The organism is Pseudomonas sp. PS02302 (genome assembly GCF_029959585.1).
Lineage (GTDB): Bacteria > Pseudomonadota > Gammaproteobacteria > Pseudomonadales > Pseudomonadaceae > Chryseomonas > Chryseomonas aestiva.
The window spans coordinates 1-19,477 of record NZ_JASCON010000011.1 but is presented as its reverse complement, the minus strand read 5'-3'; the positions used below and the strand labels follow the sequence as shown (position 1 = coordinate 19,477).

Annotated in this window: 18 protein-coding genes; 16 read left to right on the top strand and 2 right to left on the bottom strand. The window is 67.5% G+C overall.

Going from position 1 to position 19,477, the window contains the following annotated elements; all coding sequences use genetic code 11:
• The first annotated feature begins 5 nt into the window (after nt 1-5).
• The 5 genes from QMX82_RS05840 (at nt 6) to QMX82_RS05820 (ending at nt 4,559) form a co-directional block, all read left to right on the top strand.
• Complete coding sequence (locus QMX82_RS05840; RefSeq protein ID WP_158897133.1) at nt 6-305, top strand: hypothetical protein; 300 nt, start codon at nt 6-8, stop codon at nt 303-305.
• Nucleotides 302-1,291: a CobW family GTP-binding protein gene (locus QMX82_RS05835; protein ID WP_282281512.1), complete on the top strand. Its 990-nt coding sequence runs from the start codon at nt 302-304 to the stop codon at nt 1,289-1,291. The genes QMX82_RS05840 and QMX82_RS05835 overlap by 4 nt, the downstream gene beginning before the upstream one ends.
• Complete coding sequence (locus QMX82_RS05830; protein ID WP_133859264.1) at nt 1,288-2,472, top strand: ABC transporter substrate-binding protein; 1,185 nt, start codon at nt 1,288-1,290, stop codon at nt 2,470-2,472. Before QMX82_RS05835 ends, QMX82_RS05830 begins: the two co-directional genes overlap by 4 nt.
• A 226-nt stretch (nt 2,473-2,698) precedes the next feature.
• A complete protein-coding gene (gene sfnG / locus QMX82_RS05825) occupies nt 2,699-3,790 on the top strand; it encodes a dimethylsulfone monooxygenase SfnG (protein WP_133859263.1) in 1,092 nt (363 codons plus the stop codon).
• Between the two features lie 166 nt (nt 3,791-3,956).
• Complete coding sequence (locus QMX82_RS05820) at nt 3,957-4,559, top strand: class I SAM-dependent methyltransferase (RefSeq protein ID WP_208690889.1); 603 nt, start codon at nt 3,957-3,959, stop codon at nt 4,557-4,559.
• A gap of 24 nt (nt 4,560-4,583) precedes the next feature.
• On the opposite strand, the gene QMX82_RS05815 is transcribed toward QMX82_RS05820, so the two are convergent.
• Nucleotides 4,584-5,369: a MetQ/NlpA family ABC transporter substrate-binding protein gene (locus tag QMX82_RS05815; protein WP_282281511.1), complete on the bottom strand. Its 786-nt coding sequence runs from the start codon at nt 5,367-5,369 to the stop codon at nt 4,584-4,586.
• On the bottom strand, nt 5,366-6,754 hold the full coding sequence (locus QMX82_RS05810) for an LLM class flavin-dependent oxidoreductase (RefSeq protein ID WP_282281510.1): 1,389 nt from the start codon (nt 6,752-6,754) through the stop codon (nt 5,366-5,368). Before QMX82_RS05810 ends, QMX82_RS05815 begins: the two co-directional genes overlap by 4 nt.
• Before the next feature lie 333 nt (nt 6,755-7,087).
• Between QMX82_RS05810 and QMX82_RS05805 the strand changes: the two genes are divergently transcribed.
• The 11 genes from QMX82_RS05805 (at nt 7,088) to QMX82_RS05755 (ending at nt 19,352) form a co-directional block, all read left to right on the top strand.
• Nucleotides 7,088-7,825: an ABC transporter substrate-binding protein gene (locus QMX82_RS05805; protein WP_208690892.1), complete on the top strand. Its 738-nt coding sequence runs from the start codon at nt 7,088-7,090 to the stop codon at nt 7,823-7,825.
• Between the two features lie 162 nt (nt 7,826-7,987).
• Nucleotides 7,988-8,671, top strand: coding sequence for a TerC family protein (locus QMX82_RS05800; RefSeq protein WP_133859258.1), 684 nt, complete (start codon nt 7,988-7,990; stop codon nt 8,669-8,671).
• Nucleotides 8,672-8,836: 165 nt separating this feature from the next.
• Nucleotides 8,837-9,847: an ABC transporter substrate-binding protein gene (locus QMX82_RS05795; RefSeq protein WP_442969374.1), complete on the top strand. Its 1,011-nt coding sequence runs from the start codon at nt 8,837-8,839 to the stop codon at nt 9,845-9,847.
• A gap of 26 nt (nt 9,848-9,873) precedes the next feature.
• Nucleotides 9,874-10,755 (top strand): TauD/TfdA dioxygenase family protein, encoded by an 882-nt coding sequence (locus QMX82_RS05790; RefSeq protein WP_282281508.1) that lies wholly within the window; start codon nt 9,874-9,876, stop codon nt 10,753-10,755.
• Between the two features lie 158 nt (nt 10,756-10,913).
• On the top strand, nt 10,914-11,795 hold the full coding sequence (locus QMX82_RS05785; protein WP_273807014.1) for an ABC transporter ATP-binding protein: 882 nt from the start codon (nt 10,914-10,916) through the stop codon (nt 11,793-11,795).
• A 15-nt stretch (nt 11,796-11,810) separates the two neighbouring features.
• Entirely contained in the window at nt 11,811-12,677 is an 867-nt protein-coding gene (locus tag QMX82_RS05780) for an ABC transporter permease (protein ID WP_282281507.1), read from the top strand.
• 1,049 nt (nt 12,678-13,726) lie between these two features.
• A complete protein-coding gene (locus tag QMX82_RS05775; protein ID WP_133859253.1) occupies nt 13,727-14,815 on the top strand; it encodes an LLM class flavin-dependent oxidoreductase in 1,089 nt (362 codons plus the stop codon).
• 70 nt (nt 14,816-14,885) lie between these two features.
• The gene (locus QMX82_RS05770) at nt 14,886-15,833 is read left to right on the top strand and encodes an ABC transporter substrate-binding protein (protein ID WP_282281506.1); all 948 of its coding nucleotides are present in this window, start codon (nt 14,886-14,888) and stop codon (nt 15,831-15,833) included.
• Nucleotides 15,830-17,155, top strand: a complete 1,326-nt coding sequence (locus tag QMX82_RS05765) for an LLM class flavin-dependent oxidoreductase (protein WP_282281505.1) — start codon at nt 15,830-15,832, stop codon at nt 17,153-17,155. Before QMX82_RS05770 ends, QMX82_RS05765 begins: the two co-directional genes overlap by 4 nt.
• Nucleotides 17,156-18,337: an acyl-CoA dehydrogenase family protein gene (locus tag QMX82_RS05760; protein ID WP_282281504.1), complete on the top strand. Its 1,182-nt coding sequence runs from the start codon at nt 17,156-17,158 to the stop codon at nt 18,335-18,337.
• A gap of 121 nt (nt 18,338-18,458) precedes the next feature.
• Nucleotides 18,459-19,352, top strand: a complete 894-nt coding sequence (locus QMX82_RS05755) for a LysR family transcriptional regulator (protein ID WP_282281503.1) — start codon at nt 18,459-18,461, stop codon at nt 19,350-19,352.
• Nucleotides 19,353-19,477: the final 125 nt, after the last annotated feature.

The window sequence follows — 19,477 nt, the reverse complement described above, 5'->3', positions numbered from 1 at the left end:
TAGCCATGTGCGGACTGTGCGGCCTGCTCGGCCCGGATCTCCACTGGAGCGATCCGCTGGGCGATGACCTGCCCCGGCGGCGCGAGCGCCTGCGTCGGGTCGCCGCCATCAACCGGGTGGTGGCGCCGTTCCGGCTGACCGTGAGCGACGTCCAGGGCGCCTCCTACCTGATCCAGGGCCCGACCGGGCGCCAGGCCCTGGCCGAGGGCCTGGACGACCTCTGGCGCCAGGCCGAGGCGGTGCTGGGGCGACCGCTCGATCCCCTGGATCCACGGGTACTGGCGCCGCTGGAGTTGGCGCCATGAGCCTTGCCGTCAATGTCATCACCGGCTTTCTCGGCAGCGGCAAGACCACCCTGCTGCGGCGCCTGCTGGCCCAGGAAGCCCTGGGCGAGACGGCGCTGCTGATCAACGAATTCGGCGAGGTCGGCATCGACCACCTGCTGGTGGAAGAGGTGGCTCCGGACACCGTGCTGCTGCCCAGCGGCTGCGTCTGCTGCTCGGTGCGCGGCGATCTCAAGGCGGCGCTGCTGACCCTGCACGGTCGGCGCAGCCGCGGCGAGATTCCGGCCTTCCGCCGGGTCCTGCTGGAGACCACCGGCCTGGCCGACCCGGGGCCGATCCTGGCCACCCTCAATCTCGATCCCCAGTTGCGCGGCCGCTTCCACCTGGGCTTGCTGGTGACCGTGGTGGACGCCGAGCACGCCGCGCTCCAGGAAGGGCTGCACCCGGAGTGGCTCAACCAGGTCACCGCGGCCGACCGGCTGCTGCTGAGCAAGGCCGACCGGGTCGCGCCTGCCGTGCTGGAGCGGCTGGACCGGCAGCTGGCCCAGCTCAATCCCACCGCCACCCGGGCCCTGGCGGCTTCCGTGGTTAGCGGCGATGACCTGCTGCTGGGCGAGGGCCTGCGCGCCGCCGATCCGGCGGCCGAGGTCGGCCGCTGGCGACTGTTCGCCGAGGTCGCCGAAGGCCGCCACGGCAGCGCCGAGGTCTGCTGCCTGGAGTTCGACCGGCCGCTGGACTGGATGGCCTTCGGGGTGTGGCTGTCGATGCTGCTAAGATGCCACGGGCAACGCATCCTGCGAGTCAAGGGCATCCTCGACGTGATCGACGCCAGCCAACCCATCGTCATCCATGGCGTGCAGCACAGCCTGCATCCACCGGTGCACCTGCCGGCCTGGTCGGCGGGCGAACGCCGCTCGCGCCTGGTGTTCATCGTCCGTGACCTGGACACCGCGCTGCTCAGGCGCTCCTTCGCCGCCTTCATGGGTGGCCTGGGCCGGGCCGCATGAGCACGCCGCTGACCCTGAGGGTGCTGGGCACCTCGGTGACCCTGCTCGAACCCATCCGCCAGCGGGCGGAGGCGGAGCTGGGCATCCGCCTGGTCTACCAGATCCATGACGTCCAGACCGCCCAGCGCATCGCGGTGCTGGAGCCGGACAGCTACGACCTCTATGACCAGTGGTTCCACAACGTCGACTTCGTCTGGCCGGCGCGGGCGATCCAGCCCATCGACATCCGCCGCATCGCGCTCTGGGAAGAGATCAACGACCTGCCCAAGCGCGGCCGGCTGCATGCCACCGATCGCCTGGCGCCCGGCTGCCGGCCGTGCGACCGCCTCTATGTGCAGCACGACGGCAGCCTCGGTGGCCAGCCCAGTGAACGCATCAGCATGCTGCCGCTGACCCACAACGCCGACAGCTTCGCCTATCGTCCGGAAAGCCTGCCTGCCGCCCTGGCGGGTCAGCAGGAGAGCTGGGCCTGGCTGATCGACGAAGGCTGGTGTGGCCACAGCGCCCTGCAGAGCGACGCCGCCATCGGCGCCCTGGACGCCGCCCTGGCGATCCAGGCCGCCGGTCTCGCCCGTTTCGACGACATCGGCAATCTGCGCCTGGAGGAGATCGACCGCCTGGCCGAACTGCTGGTGGAGCGCCAGCGCCATCGGCATTTCGCGGCGTTCTGGTCCGACGACCGCAGCGCCGGCGAGCTGACCCTGGCCGCCGGGGTGGACATCCAGAGTCTCTGGTCGCCCATGCTCATGGCCCTGCACCGGGCGGGGGTGGATTATCGGGTGGCGGTCCCGCGCGAGGGCTACCGCGCCTGGTTCGGCGGCCTGTCGCTGTCGCGCTGCGCGGAGGGGCGGGTGCGCGATGCCGCCTATGCCTACCTCAACTGGTGGCTGGCCGGCTGGCCCGGGGCGGTGATGGCGCGCCAGGGGTTCTATATCGCCAATCCGGTGCGGGCGCGGGATCACCTTAGCGCCGCCGAGTGGGACTTCTGGTACGGCGGCCTGCCGGCCCGTGAAGAACTCGCCGGCAGCGACGGCCTGCCGCTGATCGAAGTGGGCCAGCGTCGCGAAGGCGGCTCCTATGCCGAACGCATGAGCCATATCGGTGTGTGGAATTCGGTGATGGACGAGCACAACTATCTGGTGCGGCGCTGGAGCGAATTCCTGCGCACCACGGCCGCCTGAGGCGACGTCCTCTAGGCGAGAACAGCTCGCCAGACGCCTTGCTGCGCTGTTGCCCAGGCGACAGCAGCTGGACAGCTGCCCTTGGCGCCACACCTGAAATTGTCTTGCATCTGTTCGCAAGTTATTGATGTAAAACGATTTTTTGAATTGGTTCGGTTCTTGATAGAAGGCTCAGGGTCACTGTTTCGCTCGTCCTCGCGGCGAGCCCAACCCGGAGAGCCTTTGCATGTCGCAGAACCCCGTCAAATTCGCCTATTGGGTCCCCAACGTCAGCGGCGGCCTGGTGGTCAGCACCATCGAGCAGCGCACCCACTGGGGCATCGACTACAACCGCACGCTGGCCCAGCTCGCCGAGCGGGCCGGCTTCGACTACGCCCTGACGCAGATCCGTTTCACTGCCGGCTACGGCGCCGAATACCAGCATGAATCGGTGGCCTTCAGCCATGCGCTGCTGGCCGCCACCGAGCGGCTCAAGGTGATTGCCGCCATCCTGCCCGGCCCCTGGAATCCGGCGCTGGCCGCCAAGCAGCTGGCGACCATCGACCAGCTCACCAATGGCCGGGTCGCCATCAACCTGGTCTCCGGCTGGTTCAAGGGTGAGTTCCACGGCATCGGTGAGCCCTGGCTGGAGCACGACGAACGCTATCGGCGTTCCGAGGAATTCATCCGCGCCCTCAAGGGCATCTGGACCCAGGACAACTTCAGCTTCGCCGGCGACTTCTATCGCTTCCGCGACTACACCCTGAAACCCAAGCCGCTGCAGCAGCCCCATCCAGAGATCTTCCAGGGTGGCAGCTCGCGGGCCGCGCGGGACATGGCGGCGCGGGTCTCCGACTGGTACTTCACCAACGGCGGCACCCGCGAGGAGATTCGCGCCCAGGTGCAGGACCTGCGCGCCAAGGCCGCGGCGGAGGGGCGTGAGGTCAAGGTCGGGGTGAATGCCTTCATCATCGCGCGCGACACCGAGGCCGAGGCGCGCGAGGTGTTGCGGGAGATCGTGGCCAAGGCCAACCCGGAGGCGGTCAAGGCCTTTGGCGATGCGGCGCGCCAGGCTGGTGCTGCCAGCCCAGAAGGCAAGGGCAACTGGGCCGACTCCAGCTTCGAGGATCTGGTGCAGTACAACGACGGCTTCAAGCCGAACCTGATCGGCACGCCCGAGCAGGTCGCCGAGCGCATCGTGGCCCTCAAGGCCGAGGGCGTGGACCTGGTGCTGGCCGGTTTCCTGCACTTCCAGGAAGAGGTGGAGTACTTCGGCCAGCGGGTGCTGCCCCTGGTGCGCGACCTCGAAGCCCGGGCTGCGGCCCAGGCGGCGGCCTAGGCTGAGGCTCACCGGGGTCGCGGCTGGCATAAGTCCAGCGCGACCCGGCTGAGCCAGCCGAATCGAGGCCAGGCCAGACCAGGAAAGCTGCCAAGAGCGAGAGGCAGGGCCGGAAGCCGGCGGCTGGGTGGGCTAAGCTCCCAAGAATTACCAGGGAGCCCACGCCATGAACAAGACCTCCTACAACGCCATCGCCGACACCTTTCGCCAGGCCCGTGTCAGCCTCAGGGACGACGAGCGTCGCTACCTGGAGGTGCTCCTGGAAAAGCTCGAACCCGGCGCCACCCTGCTCGATCTGGGCTGCGGCACCGGCACCCCGGTGGCCGCCGCCATCCTCGCCCAGGGGCATCGCGTGCTGGGGGTCGACCAGGCGGCCGCCATGCTGGCCCATGCGCGGCGGGAATTTCCCAAGCAGCGCTGGATCGAGGCGCGGCTGGAAACCTATGCCTGCGCCGAACGGTACCAGGGCGCGCTGCTGTGGGATTCGCTGTTCCATCTGGAGCGCCGCTGGCACGCGACGCTCCTGGCGCGAGTGATCGCCGGGCTCCCGCAAGGGGGACGGTTGATGCTGACGGCGGGCGGCTCGGCGGCGGATGCCTTCGTCGATACCATGTTCGACCAGCCGTTCTTCTACGACTCCCATCCGCCCGAGGAGCTGCGCGCCCTGCTGCTGTCGCAGGGCGTGCGCATCCTCATCGAGGAATTCATGGACCTGCCCGACGGGGGGCGAAATAGGGGACGCTGTGCCTTCGTCGTGGAAAAGCTCTGACGCTCCAAGAGAACGAGGCGACGATCAGTCCTTCCAGCCCGGCTGGTAGAGGCTGCCGTGGGCCTGGTCCAGGGCGGCGCGGACCTTGGGCGAATGCTGGTAGAGGTCGATCAGCTTGGCCAGGCGCGGATCGTCCTTGTTGTCCGGGCGGGCGACGAACTGGATGACGTACTCCGGGTGGTCGAGGCCATCGAAAAGCAGGGCCTGGTTGGGATCGAGGGTCTTGGCCAGGCGCAGGTAGTGCGGATAACCCTGGGCCACGTCCACGTCGTCCAGCGAACGGGCCAGCTGCACAGCCTCCAGTTCGACGATCTGGAGGTCGCGCGGATTGCCGGTGATGTCCGCCAGGGTGGCGTGGTAGCCGACGCCGGGCCTCAAGGTGATGAAGCCGGCCTTTTCCAGCAGCAACAGGCCACGGCCGCCGTTGATGGCATCGTTGGCGATGGCCACCCGCGCGCCCTTGGGGACTTCCGCCAGGGTGCGGTACTTCTTCGAGTAGAGCCCGACGTTGTTGATGATCCCCGGCGCCACCGCCACCAGGTCATAGCCCGCGGTGCGCTTGGCGTTCTCCAGGAAGGGGATGTGCTGGTAGTAGTTGGCGTCGATGTCGTGGTTGGCGAGGCTGGTGTTGGGGGCGATCCAGTCGCTGAATTCGACGATCTCGACGTCCACCCCGGCGGCCCTGGCCTCCTGCACCGCCACTTCCAGCGGCGGGGCGAAGGCGGCGGTGGTGCCGATCTTGAGAGGCGCGGCCAGGGCTGCGGTGCTGCAGAGGCCGAGGGCGAAGAGCAGGGGTCTGAGGCGGGTCATGGGGTGTCCTTCAGGGGGCAGTCCTGGCGGAAACGGCTGCCGAAATGGCGGGTGTCGAGGTGGTCGCCGCGGCCGAACAGCTTGTGTCTGAAGCTGCCCTCGGCATAGGCGGTCTTGTAGCGACCCCGACTCTGCAACTCCGGGATCACCAGGTCGATGAAGTCGCCGTAGCACTCGGGGGTGACGGTGCGCGCCAGGTTGAAGCCATCCAGCCCGGTTTCGTCGATCCAGCCGAGCAGGGCATCGGCCACCTGCCCGGGATCGCCGACCAGGGCGGTGTAGCGGCCACCGAGGGCGTGCTGCTCCAGCAGCTTGCGGCGGGTCCAGCCGGCGTCCTTGGCGACCAGGCGCTTGAGCGCCGACTCGATGGCCTCGGTCCGTTGCGGGCGGATGGGTTCGTCCAGGCCATAGGCAGCCAGGTCGATGCCCACGGAGGTGGCATGGTGGGCGACGCCGGCCTCGGCGCTGGCATAAGTAAGGTATTCGGCGTGCTTGTCGCGGGCTTCGGCGGCGGTGGGGGCGACGATTACCGTGAGACCCATGAACAGCTTGACGTCATCCGCGCGGCGGCCGGCGGCCACTGCCGCGCCCCGCACCCGCTCGACCTGGGCGCGAGTGGCGGCCTGGTCCTGCCCGGAGATGAACACGCACTCGGCATGGCGCCCGGCAAAGGCCAGGCCGCGATCCGAGGAGCCGGCCTGGAACAGCACCGGAGTGCGTTGCCGCGAGGGCTCGCAGAGGTGATAGCCCTCGACGTCGAAGAATTCGCCGTGGTGCACGACCTTGCGTACCCGCTCGGGGCGGGCATAGATCCGTTGGACGCGATCGCGGATCACCGCATCGTCGGCCCAGCTGCCTTCGAGCAGCTTGTAGAGCACTTCCAGGTATTCGTCGGCCTGGTCGTAGCGGCGGTCGTGGGCGATCTGCCGGTCCAGGCCCATGGCGCGGGCGGCGCTGTCCAGGTAGCCGGTGACGATGTTCCAGCCGACGCGGCCTTCGCTCAGGTGATCCAGGGTGGAAAGGCGGCGGGCGAAGGGGTAGGGCAGCTCGTAGGTGAGGTTGGCGGTGAGGCCGAAACCCAGGTGCCGGGTGCTGGCGGCCATGGCCGAGACCAGCAGGAAGGGATCGTTGACCGGCAACTGGATGGATTCGCGCAGGGTCAGGTCGACATTGCCGCCATAGACGTCGTAGACGCCCAGGATGTCGGCGATGAACAGCCCGTCGAACAGCCCGCGTTCCAGCAACTGGGCCAGCTCGGTCCAGTAGCCGAGGGTGTGGTAGCGGCTGGAGGTGTCACGCGGGTGGGTCCAGAGACCGTGGTTGATGTGGCCCACGGTGTTCATGTTGAAGGCGTTGAGCAGCACCTGCTTGGCGGGGGCGGTCATGGGGCGGGCGCCCCCGTGGGGAGAAGAGTCCGGAGCACGGCCATGGGATCCTCGGGTTCAAGGCGAAAGGAGAGATCCGGTGGTCCGGTGGTTATACGTTAGCTGGGCGATGCTTCCTTGTTTAAATAGCCATTAGGCATAACGATAGGACAAGGACCCGTTTGCCCGGAACGGTCGCGCCGCCGTGTCTCGCTGCGTCTGGATAGGCGGCGCGTCGCAATAGCCGAATGTCGGCGTGCAAAGTGCCGGCATGGGGACCACTATGAGACCGCTGCGACGACGGTGCTTCAGCGCCGGTAGCGGGGCAGCAGACTCGACCTCAAGGAGCTTCCCATGACCCCATCCGCAGCGGTATTGGCCGAACTGGCCCCCCAGGGCGTTCTCCGGACCGCGATCAACTATGGCAATCCAGTGCTGGCGCAACGCGGGGCCGATGGTGAGCCGGCCGGCGTCTCGGTGGCCCTGGCCCGGGCGCTGGCCGAGCGCCTGGGCGTGCCGGTGCAGTTCACGACCCACGACGCCGCCGGCAAGGTCTTTGCCGCGCTGCAGGAAGACGCCTGGGACCTGGCCTTTCTCGCCATCGAACCGGTGCGGGCGGCGCAGATCGCCTTTAGCGAACCCTATGTCATCATCGAGGGCACCTATCTGCTGCGCGCGGACGATCCGGCCCAGGGCGTCGCCGAACTGGACCAGACCGGGCGCCGCATCGCCGTGGGACAGGGCGCAGCCTATGACCTCTATCTCAGTCGCACCCTGACCCAGGCGGGGCTGGTGCGAGCGCCGACCTCGCCGGCGGCCATCGACTGGTTCGTCGAGCAGCGCCTGGACGCCGCCGCCGGGGTCCGCCAGCCTCTGGAAGCCTACGCGGCGGCTCATCCGGGCTACCGCGTGTTGGCCGACAGTTTCACCGAGATCCGCCAAGCCATGGCCGTGCCCAAGGGGCGCGTTGCCGCGGCGGCCTTCGTGCAAGGCTTTCTCGATGAGCAACTGGGCAGTGGCCTGGTCGCCCGCGAGCTGGCGGCCAGCGGTCAGGGCGACGTGCGGATCGGCGCGCCGTCGACCAGTGGCTGAAGCGATCTCTCGGCGCCAGACGGAATCGATCCGCGGCGCCGTTTCGTCGGCTGGATGACAGCTTGGGGCGCTATTCTTGGCGCCGCCGCAGGAACTGGATGAAATCATCGACGTCCCCTGCTGCCAAATGCCTGTCCCAGCACCTTAGCTTCGAGGTCGATCTTGCTTGCCACCCTGTCCGATCCTGCCTTTCTCACCGGTCTCCTGCAGATCGTCATCATCGATATCCTGCTCGGCGGCGACAACGCCGTGGTGATCGCCCTGGCCTGTCGGCGGTTGCCGGATGCGCAACGGCGCAAGGCCATCCTCGGCGGCGTCGCCGGCGCCGTGATCCTGCGTATCCTGCTGCTGTTCGTCGCCAGCTATGTGCTGGGCTGGCCGCTGCTCAAGGTGGTCGGTGGCGTGCTGCTGCTGTGGATCGGCATCAAGTTGCTGACGCCCGAAGAGGACGAGGCCAACGTCAAGGCCGGTACCACCCTGGGCCAGGCCATCTGGATCATCATGGTGGCCGACGTGGTGATGAGCCTGGACAACGTCATCGCCGTGGCGGGCGCCGCCCAGGGGCACCTGGGTCTGGCCATCGCCGGCGTGCTCATCAGCATCCCCATCATCATCTTTGGCAGCCAGCTCATCCTGAAGCTCATGGAAAAGTATCGCTGGCTGGTGGTGGCCGGCGCGGCGCTGCTCGGCTGGATCGCCGGCAAACTGATCGCCAGCGACGAACTGCTACAGGGCTGGCTGGGCTTTGCCGATGTGCACTGGGTGCCCTATGTGGCCGGGGCGATCGGGGCGGCCTTCGTGCTGGCGGTGGGTCAGCTACTGGCACGGCGCGCGGTCACCGCCTGAGTGTCGCCAGCTGCTCTGGAGCTGCTAAACGGAAGTTCCCAAGTGACGGCGTAACCCGCGTCTGCGCCGTCACTGCATATCGTTAGTCAAATTCCGTCTTTACCAAAAGTTATAACAGCTCATTAGCCTATAACGCTTTCGGGTAGCCAGTCGGCACGGAGCGGGATGATGAGCAGGGTAGGGAAGGGCTTGGCGGTTATCGCCGCCGTGGTCGGCGCTCTTGGGTTCGTCGGTAGCGCCGCCGCCGAGGGCAGGATCAGCATTGCCCAGCAATTCGGCATCGGCTATCTGATCCTCGACGTGGTACGCGACCGGCAACTGATCGAAAAGCACGGCAAGGCCGCCGGCCTGGACATCCAGGTGGACTGGAACAGCATCTCCGGCGCCACCGCCATGAACGAGGCGCTGCTGGCCGGCGCGCTGGACGTGGTCTCCGCCGGCGTACCTCCGATGCTGACCGTCTGGGATCGCACCCGCGGCCGGCAGAACGTCAAGGCCATCGCCGCCCTGGGCGCCATGCCCAACTACCTGTTGAGCAATCGCGCCGAGGTCAGGTCGATCAGGGACCTGACCGACCAGGACCGCATCGCCGTGCCGGCGGCAGGCGTGGGCTTCCAGTCGCGCACCCTGCAGATCGAGACGGCCAAGGTCTTCGGCGACGCCCAGTTCAAGAAATTCGATGCCATCAGCGTGAGTCTGCCGCACCCCGATGCCAGTGCCGCCCTGATGGCGGGCGGCGCCGAGATCACTACCCATTTCTCCAGCCCGCCGTTCCAGTACCAGGCGCTGGAGAATCCCCGAGTCCATCGCATCCTCAGCAGCTACGACGTCCTCGGCGGTCCGGGCACCTTCAACGTGCTCTACACCACCGAGAAATTCCACGACGAGAATCCCCAGACCTACCGCGCCTTCTACGGCGCCCTGGTAGAGGCTGCCGCCTTCATCCGCGCCAACAAGGCCGCCGCGGCCGAGGCGTACATCCGGGTGGAGAACTCCAAGCTGCCGCTGGCCTTGGTGCAGCGCATCGTCGAGGACCCGGAGATCGACTTCACCGTCGAGCCCCAGCGGACCTTCGTCTACGCCCAGAAGCTGCACGAGCTGGGCGTGCTGAAACACCAGGCTGCCGCCTGGCAGGACTATTTCTTCCCCGAAGCCCACGAGCGTCCCGGCAGCTGAGCTGGACCACCAAGGAGAACACTCCCATGACCCTCGCCTCTCCACGTCCGGCCGCCGGCCAGGCCTTCGAGATCCGTCCCTTCGGCAACCTGGGGGCCGAGATCCTCGGCATCGATCTGGCCCAGCCGCTCGATGCCGACGACTTCGCCCGCGTCCATCGCGCCCACCTGGACCACCATGTGGTGGTATTCCGCGACCAGCGCATCTCCCCCGCGGAGCAGATCGCCTTCAGCCGCCGCTTCGGCGAGTTGCAGATCCATGTCCTCAAGCAATTCCACCTGGCCGGCCATCCGGAGATCCTCATCGTCTCAAACATCGTCGAAGACGGCCAGCCCATCGGCCTCGGCGATGCCGGCAAGTTCTGGCACTCGGATCTCTCCTACAAGGAGCTGCCGAGCCTGGGTTCCATGCTGCATGCCCAGGAGTTGCCGGAGGAGGGCGGCGATACCCTCTTCGCCAACATGCACCTGGCCTACGACACCCTGCCGGCGGCGCTGAAGCGCCAGGTCGAGGGTCTCCAGGCCGAGCATTCCTATACCGCGACCTATGCCAAACCCAAGTTCGAGGGTAACTGGCGGCCGACCCTGACCGCCGCGCAACTGGCCGAGGTCAAGGCGGTGGTGCATCCGGTGGTGCGCACCCATCCGGAAAACGGCCGCAAGGCCCTGTTCGTCAGCGAGGGCTTCACCACCCACATCGTCGGCCTGCCGGAAGACGAGAGTCGCGAGCTGCTGGCCGAGCTGCATGCCCACAGCGTCAAGCCCGAGCACCTCTATCGCCACCAGTGGCAACCCCACGACCTGGTGTTCTGGGACAACCGCTCGCTGCTGCACCTGGCGGCCGGCTGCCCCAATCATCTGCGGCGCAAGCTGTATCGCACGACCATCCAGGGCGATGCACCTTTTTGAAAGCTTGCTCAAAGTCTGCTGCGCGTCGGCCAAACCGCGTTGAAAAGCCCGTCGGAATGCTCATTTACCACACGTAAATTCCGCTTCCTCCGGCCTTTTCGCCTCGTTTGGCTCTAGCTCGCAAAACTTTGAGCAACCTTTAAATACCGGAGACGACCATGAATGCCCCTCTCGCTTCCCGTCCGCACCTGACCCTGGCGCAGACCCAGCCGCTGCTGCAGGTGCAGGATCTCGACCTCGAATACCGCACCCGCGAGCGCCGGGTGCGGGCTACCCACCAGGTATCCTTCGAGGTGCATGGCGCCGACCGTTTCGTGCTGCTCGGCCCGTCCGGCTGCGGCAAGTCCAGTCTGCTCAAGTCGGTGGCGGGTTTTCTGCCGCCGCTGCACGGCGAGATCCGCCTGGATGGCCAGCCGATCAAGGGGCCGGGACCGGATAGGATCGTGGTGTTCCAGGAATTCGACCAGTTGCCGCCGTGGAAGACGGTGCTGGAGAACACCATGTTCCCGCTGCTCGCCAGTCGCCAGGCCAGTCGTGGCGAGGCGCGCGAGCGGGCACTGCATTACCTCGACAAGGTCGGCCTGACGCGCTTCGTCGATGCCTATCCGCATCATCTTTCCGGCGGCATGAAGCAGCGGGTGGCCATCGCCCGCGCCCTGGCCATGCAGCCCAAGATCCTGCTGATGGACGAACCCTTCGCTGCGCTGGATGCCCTGACCCGGCGCAAGATGCAGGAAGAATTGCTGGCGCTCTGGGACGAGGTGCGCTTCACCCTGCTGTTCGTCACCCACTCCATCGAAGAGGCGCTGGTGGTGGGCAATCGCATCCTGCTGCTGTCGCCCCATCCGGGCCGGGTCCGCGCGGAGCTCAACTGCCACCAGTTCGGCCTCGAAGACTTCGGCGGCGCCGAATTCCAGAGTACCGCGCTGCGCATCCACAACCTGCTGTTCCCCGACGACGTTCAGACCCTGCCACCGGAGGTCGCCGACGAGCGCCTGCGCCTGCAGCAGGCCATCGTCCAGGGCCGCATTTCCTACTAGTTTCGAGGTAGACCCATGACTCGACAGCCCCCGGTGCGGGCCGAATACCAACGCGACCTCGCGCCCCTCGACGACTTGCCGCTGGCGATCGAACTGCCCCTGGTGACGCGCCTGTGGAGCCAGGCCTGGCTACGCAAGCTGGTGATCCTGGCGATCCTGATGCTGGCCTGGGAAGTGGCCGCCCGCTGGCAGGGCAACGACCTGCTGCTGCCCAGTTTCCTGCAGACCGCCGCGGCCTTCTGGGATGGACTGGTGACCGGCGAGTTGCCGGCCAAGGTCGCCATTTCCCTCGGCACCCTGCTCAAGGGCTATCTGCTGGGCGTGGTCCTGGCCCTGGCGTTGAGCGCCCTGGCCGTGTCCACCCAGTTCGGTCGCGACCTGCTCGGCACCCTGACCTCGATGTTCAATCCGCTGCCGGCCATCGCCCTGCTGCCCCTGGCGCTGCTCTGGTTCGGCCTGGGCGAGAACAGCCTGGTGTTCGTGCTGGTGCATTCGGTGCTCTGGCCCATGGCGCTCAACACCTACTCGGGCTTTCTCGGCGTCTCCGACACCCTGCGCATGGCGGGGCGCAACTACGGCCTCAAGGGGCTGAGGTACGTCGGGCTGATCCTCATCCCGGCGGCGCTGCCGGCCATCGTCTCGGGCCTGAAGATCGGCTGGGCTTTCGCCTGGCGCACCCTGATCGCCGCCGAGCTGGTATTCGGTGCCTCCAGCGGCAAGGGCGGCCTGGGCTGGTACATCTTCCAGAATCGCAACGAGCTCTACACCGACCGTGTCTTCGCCGGTCTCGCCGCGGTGATCATCATCGGCCTGCTGGTGGAGGGCCTGGTGTTCGCCACCCTGGAACGGCTGACGGTGAAGAAGTGGGGCATGCAGCGGTAGGGTTTTCCCCGGCCTGTTGGGCTTCGCTGCGCTCAACCCAACCTACGGGATAGCACCGTAGGTTGGGTTGAGACGGCTCCACCGTTGAAGGGCAACAGACCACCGGATCTGCCCCGGGACCAACACTTCTCAACGTTAGCTCGGACCGCCCCCTCTCCCCCTGGGAGAGGGCTGGGGTGAGGGCGCCCTTCGCAGCGAACTCCACCAGTGGAAAGGGCTGCGCCGTTTTCCACGTTACGGTGCTCAGCCCAACCTAGGGAACACTCTGTAGGTTGGGCTGAGACGGCTCTTCCGTCGAAGCCCAACAATGCACGGGCTTTGGCCGGGAAGCAGCGGATCTAGACCTTCGCTAGGACCACTCCCTCTCCCCCTGGGAGAGGGCTGGGGTGAGGGCGCCATTCGCAGCGAACTCCCCCAGCGGAAAAGGCTGCGCCGTTTTCCACGCTACGGTGCTCAGCCCAACCTGGGGAACACGCTGTAGGTTGGGCTGAGACGGCTCTTCCGTCGAAGCCCAACAATGCACGGGCTTTGGCCGGGAAGCAGCGGATCTAGACCCTCGCTTTGACCGCCCCCTCTCCCCCTGGGAGAGGGCTGGGGTGAGGGTGCCCTTCGCAGCGAACTCCCCCAGCGGAAAAGGCTGCGCCGTTTTCCACGCTACGGTGCTCAGCCCCACCTAGGGAACACCCTGTAGGTTGGGTTGAGACGGCTCTTCCGTCGAAGCCCAACAATGCACGGGCTTTGGCCGGGAAGCAGCGGATCTAGACTCTCGCTTGGTCCGCCCCCTCTCCCCCTGGGAGAGGGTTGGGGTGAGGGCGCCCCCGCACCCGGTCCTCCAGTGGATAAGGCTGCGCCGTTTTCCACGCTACAGCACCACCGCGGTCACGATATAAAGCCCTGAGCTATCTGCATTAAATGCGCAAGATAAATAAAACTCGAATTAGGATATGCGTATAAGGAATTTCCTTCTTATGCCCTGGCTGCCTAAGGTGAACCCGAGCCAACGTCTTCCCGGAAGGCGTCCCCTTTACCTCGGCACGGGATTCACCACCATGAGCGTTCAGTTCCTCGGCATGATCGGCCATCGCCTCACCTCGGAGATCATCGCCCCCTCCGGTCCCATCTTCGACAAGGGCTATGTCACCCGCTTCGCCCAGGCCCACGAGCAGGCCGGCTTCGATCGCATCCTGGTGGGCTACTGGTCCGATCAGCCCGACGGCTTCCTGGTCACCGCCCTGGCCGGGCAGGCGACGCAGACGCTCAAGTTCCTGCTGGCCCACCGGCCCGGTTTCGTCGCCCCGACCCTGGCGGCGCGCAAGCTGGCGACCCTCGACCATCTGCTCGACGGCCGCCTGGCGGTGCACATCATCAGCGGCGGCAGCGACGGCGAGCAGCGCAAGGACGGTGACTGGCTCGATCATGACCAGCGCTACGCCCGCACCGAGGAATTCCTCGACGTGGTGCGCCAGGAGTGGACCAGCACCCAGCCCTTCGACCACGAGGGCGAGCACTACCGGGTGGCGAATGGCTTCTCCGCCATCAAGCCGCTGCAGCAGCCGAGCCTGCCGGTCTATTTCGGCGGCTCCTCGCCAGCCGCCCTGCGGGTGGCCGGCAAGCACGCCGATGTCTTCGCGCTCTGGGGGGAGTCCCTGGCCCAGACCCGCGAGACCATCGCGGCGGTCCGCGCCGAGGCGGCGCGCCATGGCCGCACCCCCCGCTTCAACGTCTCCTTCCGGGTGATCCTCGGCGATACCGAGGACGCTGCCTGGGCCAAGGCCGAGGCCATTCGCCAACAGGCCAGGGCGCGCCTGGCCGCAGAAGGCGCCGTGCATCCGGCCAAGCCGGAAGCGGTCGGGGCCCAGCGCCTGCGCGATACCGTGGCCCTGGGCGATCGCGTGGATCGCCGACTCTGGACCGGTATCGCCGCCCTGGTCGGTGGCGGGCACAACTCCACCGCCCTGGTGGGCACCGCCGAGCAGGTGGCGGATGCCTTGCTGGACTACTACGACCTGGGCGTGGACAGCTTCCTGATCCGCGGCTTCGATCCGCTCAACGACGCTGTCGAATACGGTCGCGAGCTGATCCCCCTGACGCGTGAGAAGGTCGCCGCGCGCCTGGCCGGCGCCCGTCGCACCGGCTGAAGTCTGCTGACCCACCCACCGCGCGACCGTACCCACGGAGCGCTCCCGATACCTTCGAGGAGACGCCTTCGTGATCAAGGGATTGCTATTCGCCGCCGGCCTGCTGGCCGGCACCTCCGCCAGCCTGGCCCAGGCGGTCACCCTCACCATCGGTGACCAGTTCTACTACAGCAGTACCCTGCTGGAGCAGGCCGGCGAGCTTAAGGATCTGCCGTACCAGATCCAGTGGAAGAGATTCAACGCCGGGGGGCCGGTGGTGGAAGCGCTCAATGTCGGCTCCATCGACCTGGGCATCGTCGGCGACACCCCGGTGATCGCCCTGGCCGCGCGCGGGGGACCGGTCAAGGTGGTGGCGGTGACCCGCAACCGCCCCGACGGCACCGCCATCGTGGTCGGCAAGGATTCGCCGATCAAGACGGTGGCGGACCTGGCCGGCAAGCGCGTGGCCATCTGGAAGGGCTCCTGGAGCCAGCAACTGGTCTATTCGGCGCTGGAACAGGCCGGACTGCCCAGCGACGCCCCGCGCTACAGCTACCTGATGCCCACCGAGGCCGTGGCCGCCCTGAGCCAGGGCACCCTGGACGCCACCGCCACCTGGGAGCCCTATGTCAGCATGGTGGAACGCCAGGGCGGACGGGTGCTGGTCACCGCCAAGGACCTGATGCCAGCGCCGGTCTATGTGGTGGCCAACACCCAGCACCTGGAGGAGAACCGCGCCGCCATCGGCGATTTCGTCGCCCGCCTGCAACGCGCCCGTAGCTGGGCGCGGGACCACGTCGACGTCTATGCCCAGGCCTGGGCCAGGCGCAACAACTCCGATCCGGCCATCGCCGAACGCTGGTTCCGGCGCGACGCCACCTGGGTCGAACCAATCAGCGCCCAGACCCTGAGCGATGGCCAGAAGACCGCCGACTTCCTGGTCAAGGCCGGGGTGCTGCCGCAGCCCTATGACGTCAAGTCGCTCTATGACCAGAGTTTCAATCGCTACCTGCGAGCGCCCCGGGAGGCCAGCCGATGAGTCGCCACCTGCACCTCGCCGGCTTCCTGCTGGCCGGTCCCGTCGTCCATAGCCACGCCGTCTGGCGCCACCCCGAGACCCAGGGTGATTTCCTCGACCCGGCCTACTACGTCCGCGCGGCCAAGGCGCTGGAGGAGGGGCTGTTCGACTTCCTGTTCTTCGCCGACCGCCTGGCCGTGGGCGACCAGCTCGGCGGCTCACGGGAGACCGCCCTGCGCCTGGGCGCCCAGGACGCTACCCGACTCGATCCGCTGCCGCTGTTGTCCTATTTGGTGGCTCACACCCGCCACCTCGGGCTGGGTTGCACCCGCTCCACCACCTACTATGAACCCGCCCATGTCGCCCGGGCCTTCGCCACCCTGGATCACCTGTCCCGCGGGCGCGCCGCCTGGAACATCGTCACCTCGATGAACGACAGCGAGGGCCGGCTGTTCGGCAAGGCGCGCCACCTGGAACACGACCTGCGCTACGACCGCGCCGACGAATTCGTCGAGGTGGCCGTCAAGCTGTGGCGCAGTTGGGGACCCGCGGCGCTGCGCCTGGATCGGGACGCCGGCGTGCTGGCCGATCCCGCGCAGGTGGGCGCCCTCGATCACCAGGGCGACTGGTTCCGCGTGGAAGGCCCGCTCAATATTCCGCGCAGTCCTCAGGGGCGCCCGGTGCTGATCCAGGCCGGTTCCAGCGGCCGCGGCCGGCGCTTCGGCGCGCGCTGGGCCGAGGCCATCTTCACCATCCAGCCGAATCTCGCCGCCATGCGCGCCTTTCGCGACGACGTCCGCCGCCAGGTGCTGGAGCAGGGACGGTCGCCGGATAGCTGCAAGATCCTTACCTCGGTCATGCCCTTCATCGGCGGCAGCGAAGCCGAGGCGCGCGCCAAGCAGGAAAGACACAACGCCCTGGCGCAACCGGAGGTGGGGCTGATCACCCTCTGCTCACAGCTCAATATCGACCTGTCGCGCTTCACCCTGGACACCACCCTGGGCGAGGTGGCCGAAGTCGGCGACCTGCCGCCGGCCGCTGCCGAGAAGCTGCTGGCGCTGGGGCAGCGCATCACGCTGGCCGAACTGGGTCGCAGCTACGCCGCCAGCGTCCGGGTGCCGCAGCTGGTGGGTACCGCTGCCCAGATCGCCGACCAGTTGGCCGAGTGGTTCGAGGCCGGCGGCTGCGACGGCTTCGTGATTTCCCCCGGTTACCTGCCGGGTTCCTTCGTCGAATTCAGCGAGAGCGTGGTGCCGCATTTGCAGCGTCGCGGGCTGTTCCGGCGCCAGTACCAGGGTTCGACCCTGAGAGATCACCTGGGCCTCGGCCCCCTGGAGGACTAGATGAGCACGATCGAGGATGTCGCTGGCTGGCTGACACTGGCCCGCGAGATCGGCGCGGAATTCGCCGCGAGGGTGGTGGCCGACGAACGCGAGCGCATTCGTCCCGACGCCCAGCTGCAACGACTCAAGGACAGCGGCCTGACCAACCTGGTCATACCCGTGCGGCTCGGGGGTGCCGGCCAGCCCTGGTCGCTGGCCATGCGGGTGCTGCGCGAGATCGCCGCCGGCGACGGCTCGGTCGGCCTGCTCTTTGGCTATCACCTGCTCAATACCGTGAACCTGCGCCGCGAACCCCAGCCGCGGCGCGATCGGCTGCTGGCGGAGATCGCCGAGGGACGGCTGTGGCTGGCCGGGGTGGTCAATCCACGCGACGACGACATCCTCGCCACGCCGAGCCCTGGCGGCGGTTTTCGCCTGACCGGGCGCAAGGGCTTCTGCAGCGGCGCCGCCTTTGCCGATCGACTCACCATCAGTGCCCGTGACCGGGAGAGCGGTGCACGCCTGATGGTCACCCTGCCGGCGGACCGGCCCGGATTAGCCTACGCCGGTGACTGGGACCATTTCGGCGTGGCCCGCAGCGACAGCGGCAGCTTCACCCTTGACGACGTCTGGGCCAGCGCGGAGGAGGTCCAGGTCTGCGACCTGGAAGACGCTGGCGATTTCGCCGCGGTCATCCGCACCCCGGTCAACCAGTCGGCCTTCACCCAGTACTACCTGGGCGCCGCCCAGGGCGCGCTGCGCGAGGCGCGGCGCTATCTGCATGCAGAAGCGCGACCCTGGGTGCATTCCCTGGCCGCCAGCGCCAGCGAGGACCCACTGGTGCTGGGCCAGATGGGCGAACTCTGGATCGCCCTACAGGGCGCCGTGGCCCTCGCCGACGTGGCGGCACGGCGGGTGGATGACCTGCTCGAGGCCGATGCCACCTTTACCGCCGACCTGCGCGGCGAGACGGCCATCGCCGTGGCCAGCGCCAAGGTGCTGGCTGCCCGTACCGCCCTGGACGTCACCACCCGGGTATTCGATGCCCTGGGTGCCCGCGCCACCCACAACCGCCTCGGTCTGGATCGCTTCTGGCGCGATGTGCGCACCCACAGCCTGCACGACCCCCTGGCCTACAAGGTGCTGGAGGTCGGGCGCTATGCGGTCAGTGGTGAGTACCCCGCTATCCGCGCCTATACCTGACTAAAGCCGGCCTGCTCTGGATTCACCCATTGTCTGGCGCAACGCTGAACCCAAAACAGGCGAGGGGGCTTGCGTTATGCTTGAGGCGCATGTCCAGCAACGGGAAGTCAGACGCCTCCTCATGAAGACCGACGATATCGCAGCCTTTGTCGCGGTGCTCCGCAGCGGTTCCCTCAACGCCGCTGCCCTGTCCTTGGGACTTACCCAGCCAGCCATCACCCGCCGGCTGCAGAGCCTGGAACAGGATCTGGGTATCGAGTTGCTCGACCGCCACACCAAGCCACTCAAGCCGACGCGCCTGGGTCAGGAGGTCTACGGCCACTGCCGCGCCATCCTGCGCGAGATGGACGCCCTGCGCGAACGGGTGGCGGGCGATGCCCCGCCGTCCGGGCTGTTGCGCCTGGGCGTGCCCCAGACCCTGGGCGATGCGCTGTTGCTGCAGGCGGTACGGGAGATCCGCGCCCGCTATCCGGCGTTGCGCCCCCAGGTGGCGACGGGCTGGGGCAGTGTGCTGGTCAGCCGTATCGAGCATGGCGAGCTGGACGGCGCCCTGGTGCTGTTTCCGGCCAACAAGGTGTTTCCCGACAACGTCGAGGCCCAGGCCTTGGGCACCATGCCGCTGCAGGTGGTCTGCGCCCGCGACCAGGCGCCGGCAAAGGGGCAGCGGCTGGCCGAAATCCAGGGCCAGGGCTGGGTACTCAACCCCGACGGCTGTGGCTTTCGCGCCAGCCTGCAACGGACCCTGGCCGAGCAGGGCCAGGCGCTGCGCATCAACTTGGAAACCTATGGCACCGAACTCCAGCTCGGCCTGGTGGCGGACGGCCAGGGCCTTGGCCTGGTCCCGGCACCGCTGCTGGCCCACAGCGCCCACCGCGAACGCCTGGCGGTGATCCCGCTGAAGGACTTCAAGCCGGAAATCCAGCTGTGGCTGATCCACCCGCGCTTTCTCGGACCGCTGCAGGAGGTGGTTGAGGGGTTTGGGCGAGAGGCGTGTCAGCTGTTGGCAGCCTCCTGACAGCAGAACGCCCGGCAGCCAGGCTGCCGGGCGTCCGTTGAAGCCGGCTCAGGCCGCCGGCTTCGCCAGGAACTCCCGCAGCACGTAGTGCAGGATGCCACCGGCCTTGAAGTAGTTCACCTCGT

Excerpts from the sequence above, each read along its gene's own strand:
- QMX82_RS05765 (WP_282281505.1), top strand. The coding sequence starts at position 15,830 with ATGAGTCGCCACCTGCACCTCGCCGGCTTCCTGCTGGCCGGTCCCGTC.
- QMX82_RS05795 (WP_442969374.1), top strand. The coding sequence starts at position 8,837 with ATGATGAGCAGGGTAGGGAAGGGCTTGGCGGTTATCGCCGCCGTGGTC.
- QMX82_RS05780 (WP_282281507.1), top strand. The coding sequence starts at position 11,811 with ATGACTCGACAGCCCCCGGTGCGGGCCGAATACCAACGCGACCTCGCG.
- sfnG (WP_133859263.1), top strand. The coding sequence starts at position 2,699 with ATGTCGCAGAACCCCGTCAAATTCGCCTATTGGGTCCCCAACGTCAGC.
- QMX82_RS05790 (WP_282281508.1), top strand. The coding sequence starts at position 9,874 with ATGACCCTCGCCTCTCCACGTCCGGCCGCCGGCCAGGCCTTCGAGATC.
- QMX82_RS05830 (WP_133859264.1), top strand. The coding sequence starts at position 1,288 with ATGAGCACGCCGCTGACCCTGAGGGTGCTGGGCACCTCGGTGACCCTG.
- QMX82_RS05785 (WP_273807014.1), top strand. The coding sequence starts at position 10,914 with ATGAATGCCCCTCTCGCTTCCCGTCCGCACCTGACCCTGGCGCAGACC.
- QMX82_RS05755 (WP_282281503.1), top strand. The coding sequence starts at position 18,459 with ATGAAGACCGACGATATCGCAGCCTTTGTCGCGGTGCTCCGCAGCGGT.
- QMX82_RS05835 (WP_282281512.1), top strand. The coding sequence starts at position 302 with ATGAGCCTTGCCGTCAATGTCATCACCGGCTTTCTCGGCAGCGGCAAG.
- QMX82_RS05760 (WP_282281504.1), top strand. The coding sequence starts at position 17,156 with ATGAGCACGATCGAGGATGTCGCTGGCTGGCTGACACTGGCCCGCGAG.
- QMX82_RS05820 (WP_208690889.1), top strand. The coding sequence starts at position 3,957 with ATGAACAAGACCTCCTACAACGCCATCGCCGACACCTTTCGCCAGGCC.
- QMX82_RS05840 (WP_158897133.1), top strand. The coding sequence starts at position 6 with ATGTGCGGACTGTGCGGCCTGCTCGGCCCGGATCTCCACTGGAGCGAT.
- QMX82_RS05775 (WP_133859253.1), top strand. The coding sequence starts at position 13,727 with ATGAGCGTTCAGTTCCTCGGCATGATCGGCCATCGCCTCACCTCGGAG.
- QMX82_RS05805 (WP_208690892.1), top strand. The coding sequence starts at position 7,088 with ATGACCCCATCCGCAGCGGTATTGGCCGAACTGGCCCCCCAGGGCGTT.
- QMX82_RS05815 (WP_282281511.1), bottom strand. The coding sequence starts at position 5,369 with ATGACCCGCCTCAGACCCCTGCTCTTCGCCCTCGGCCTCTGCAGCACC.
- QMX82_RS05810 (WP_282281510.1), bottom strand. The coding sequence starts at position 6,754 with ATGACCGCCCCCGCCAAGCAGGTGCTGCTCAACGCCTTCAACATGAAC.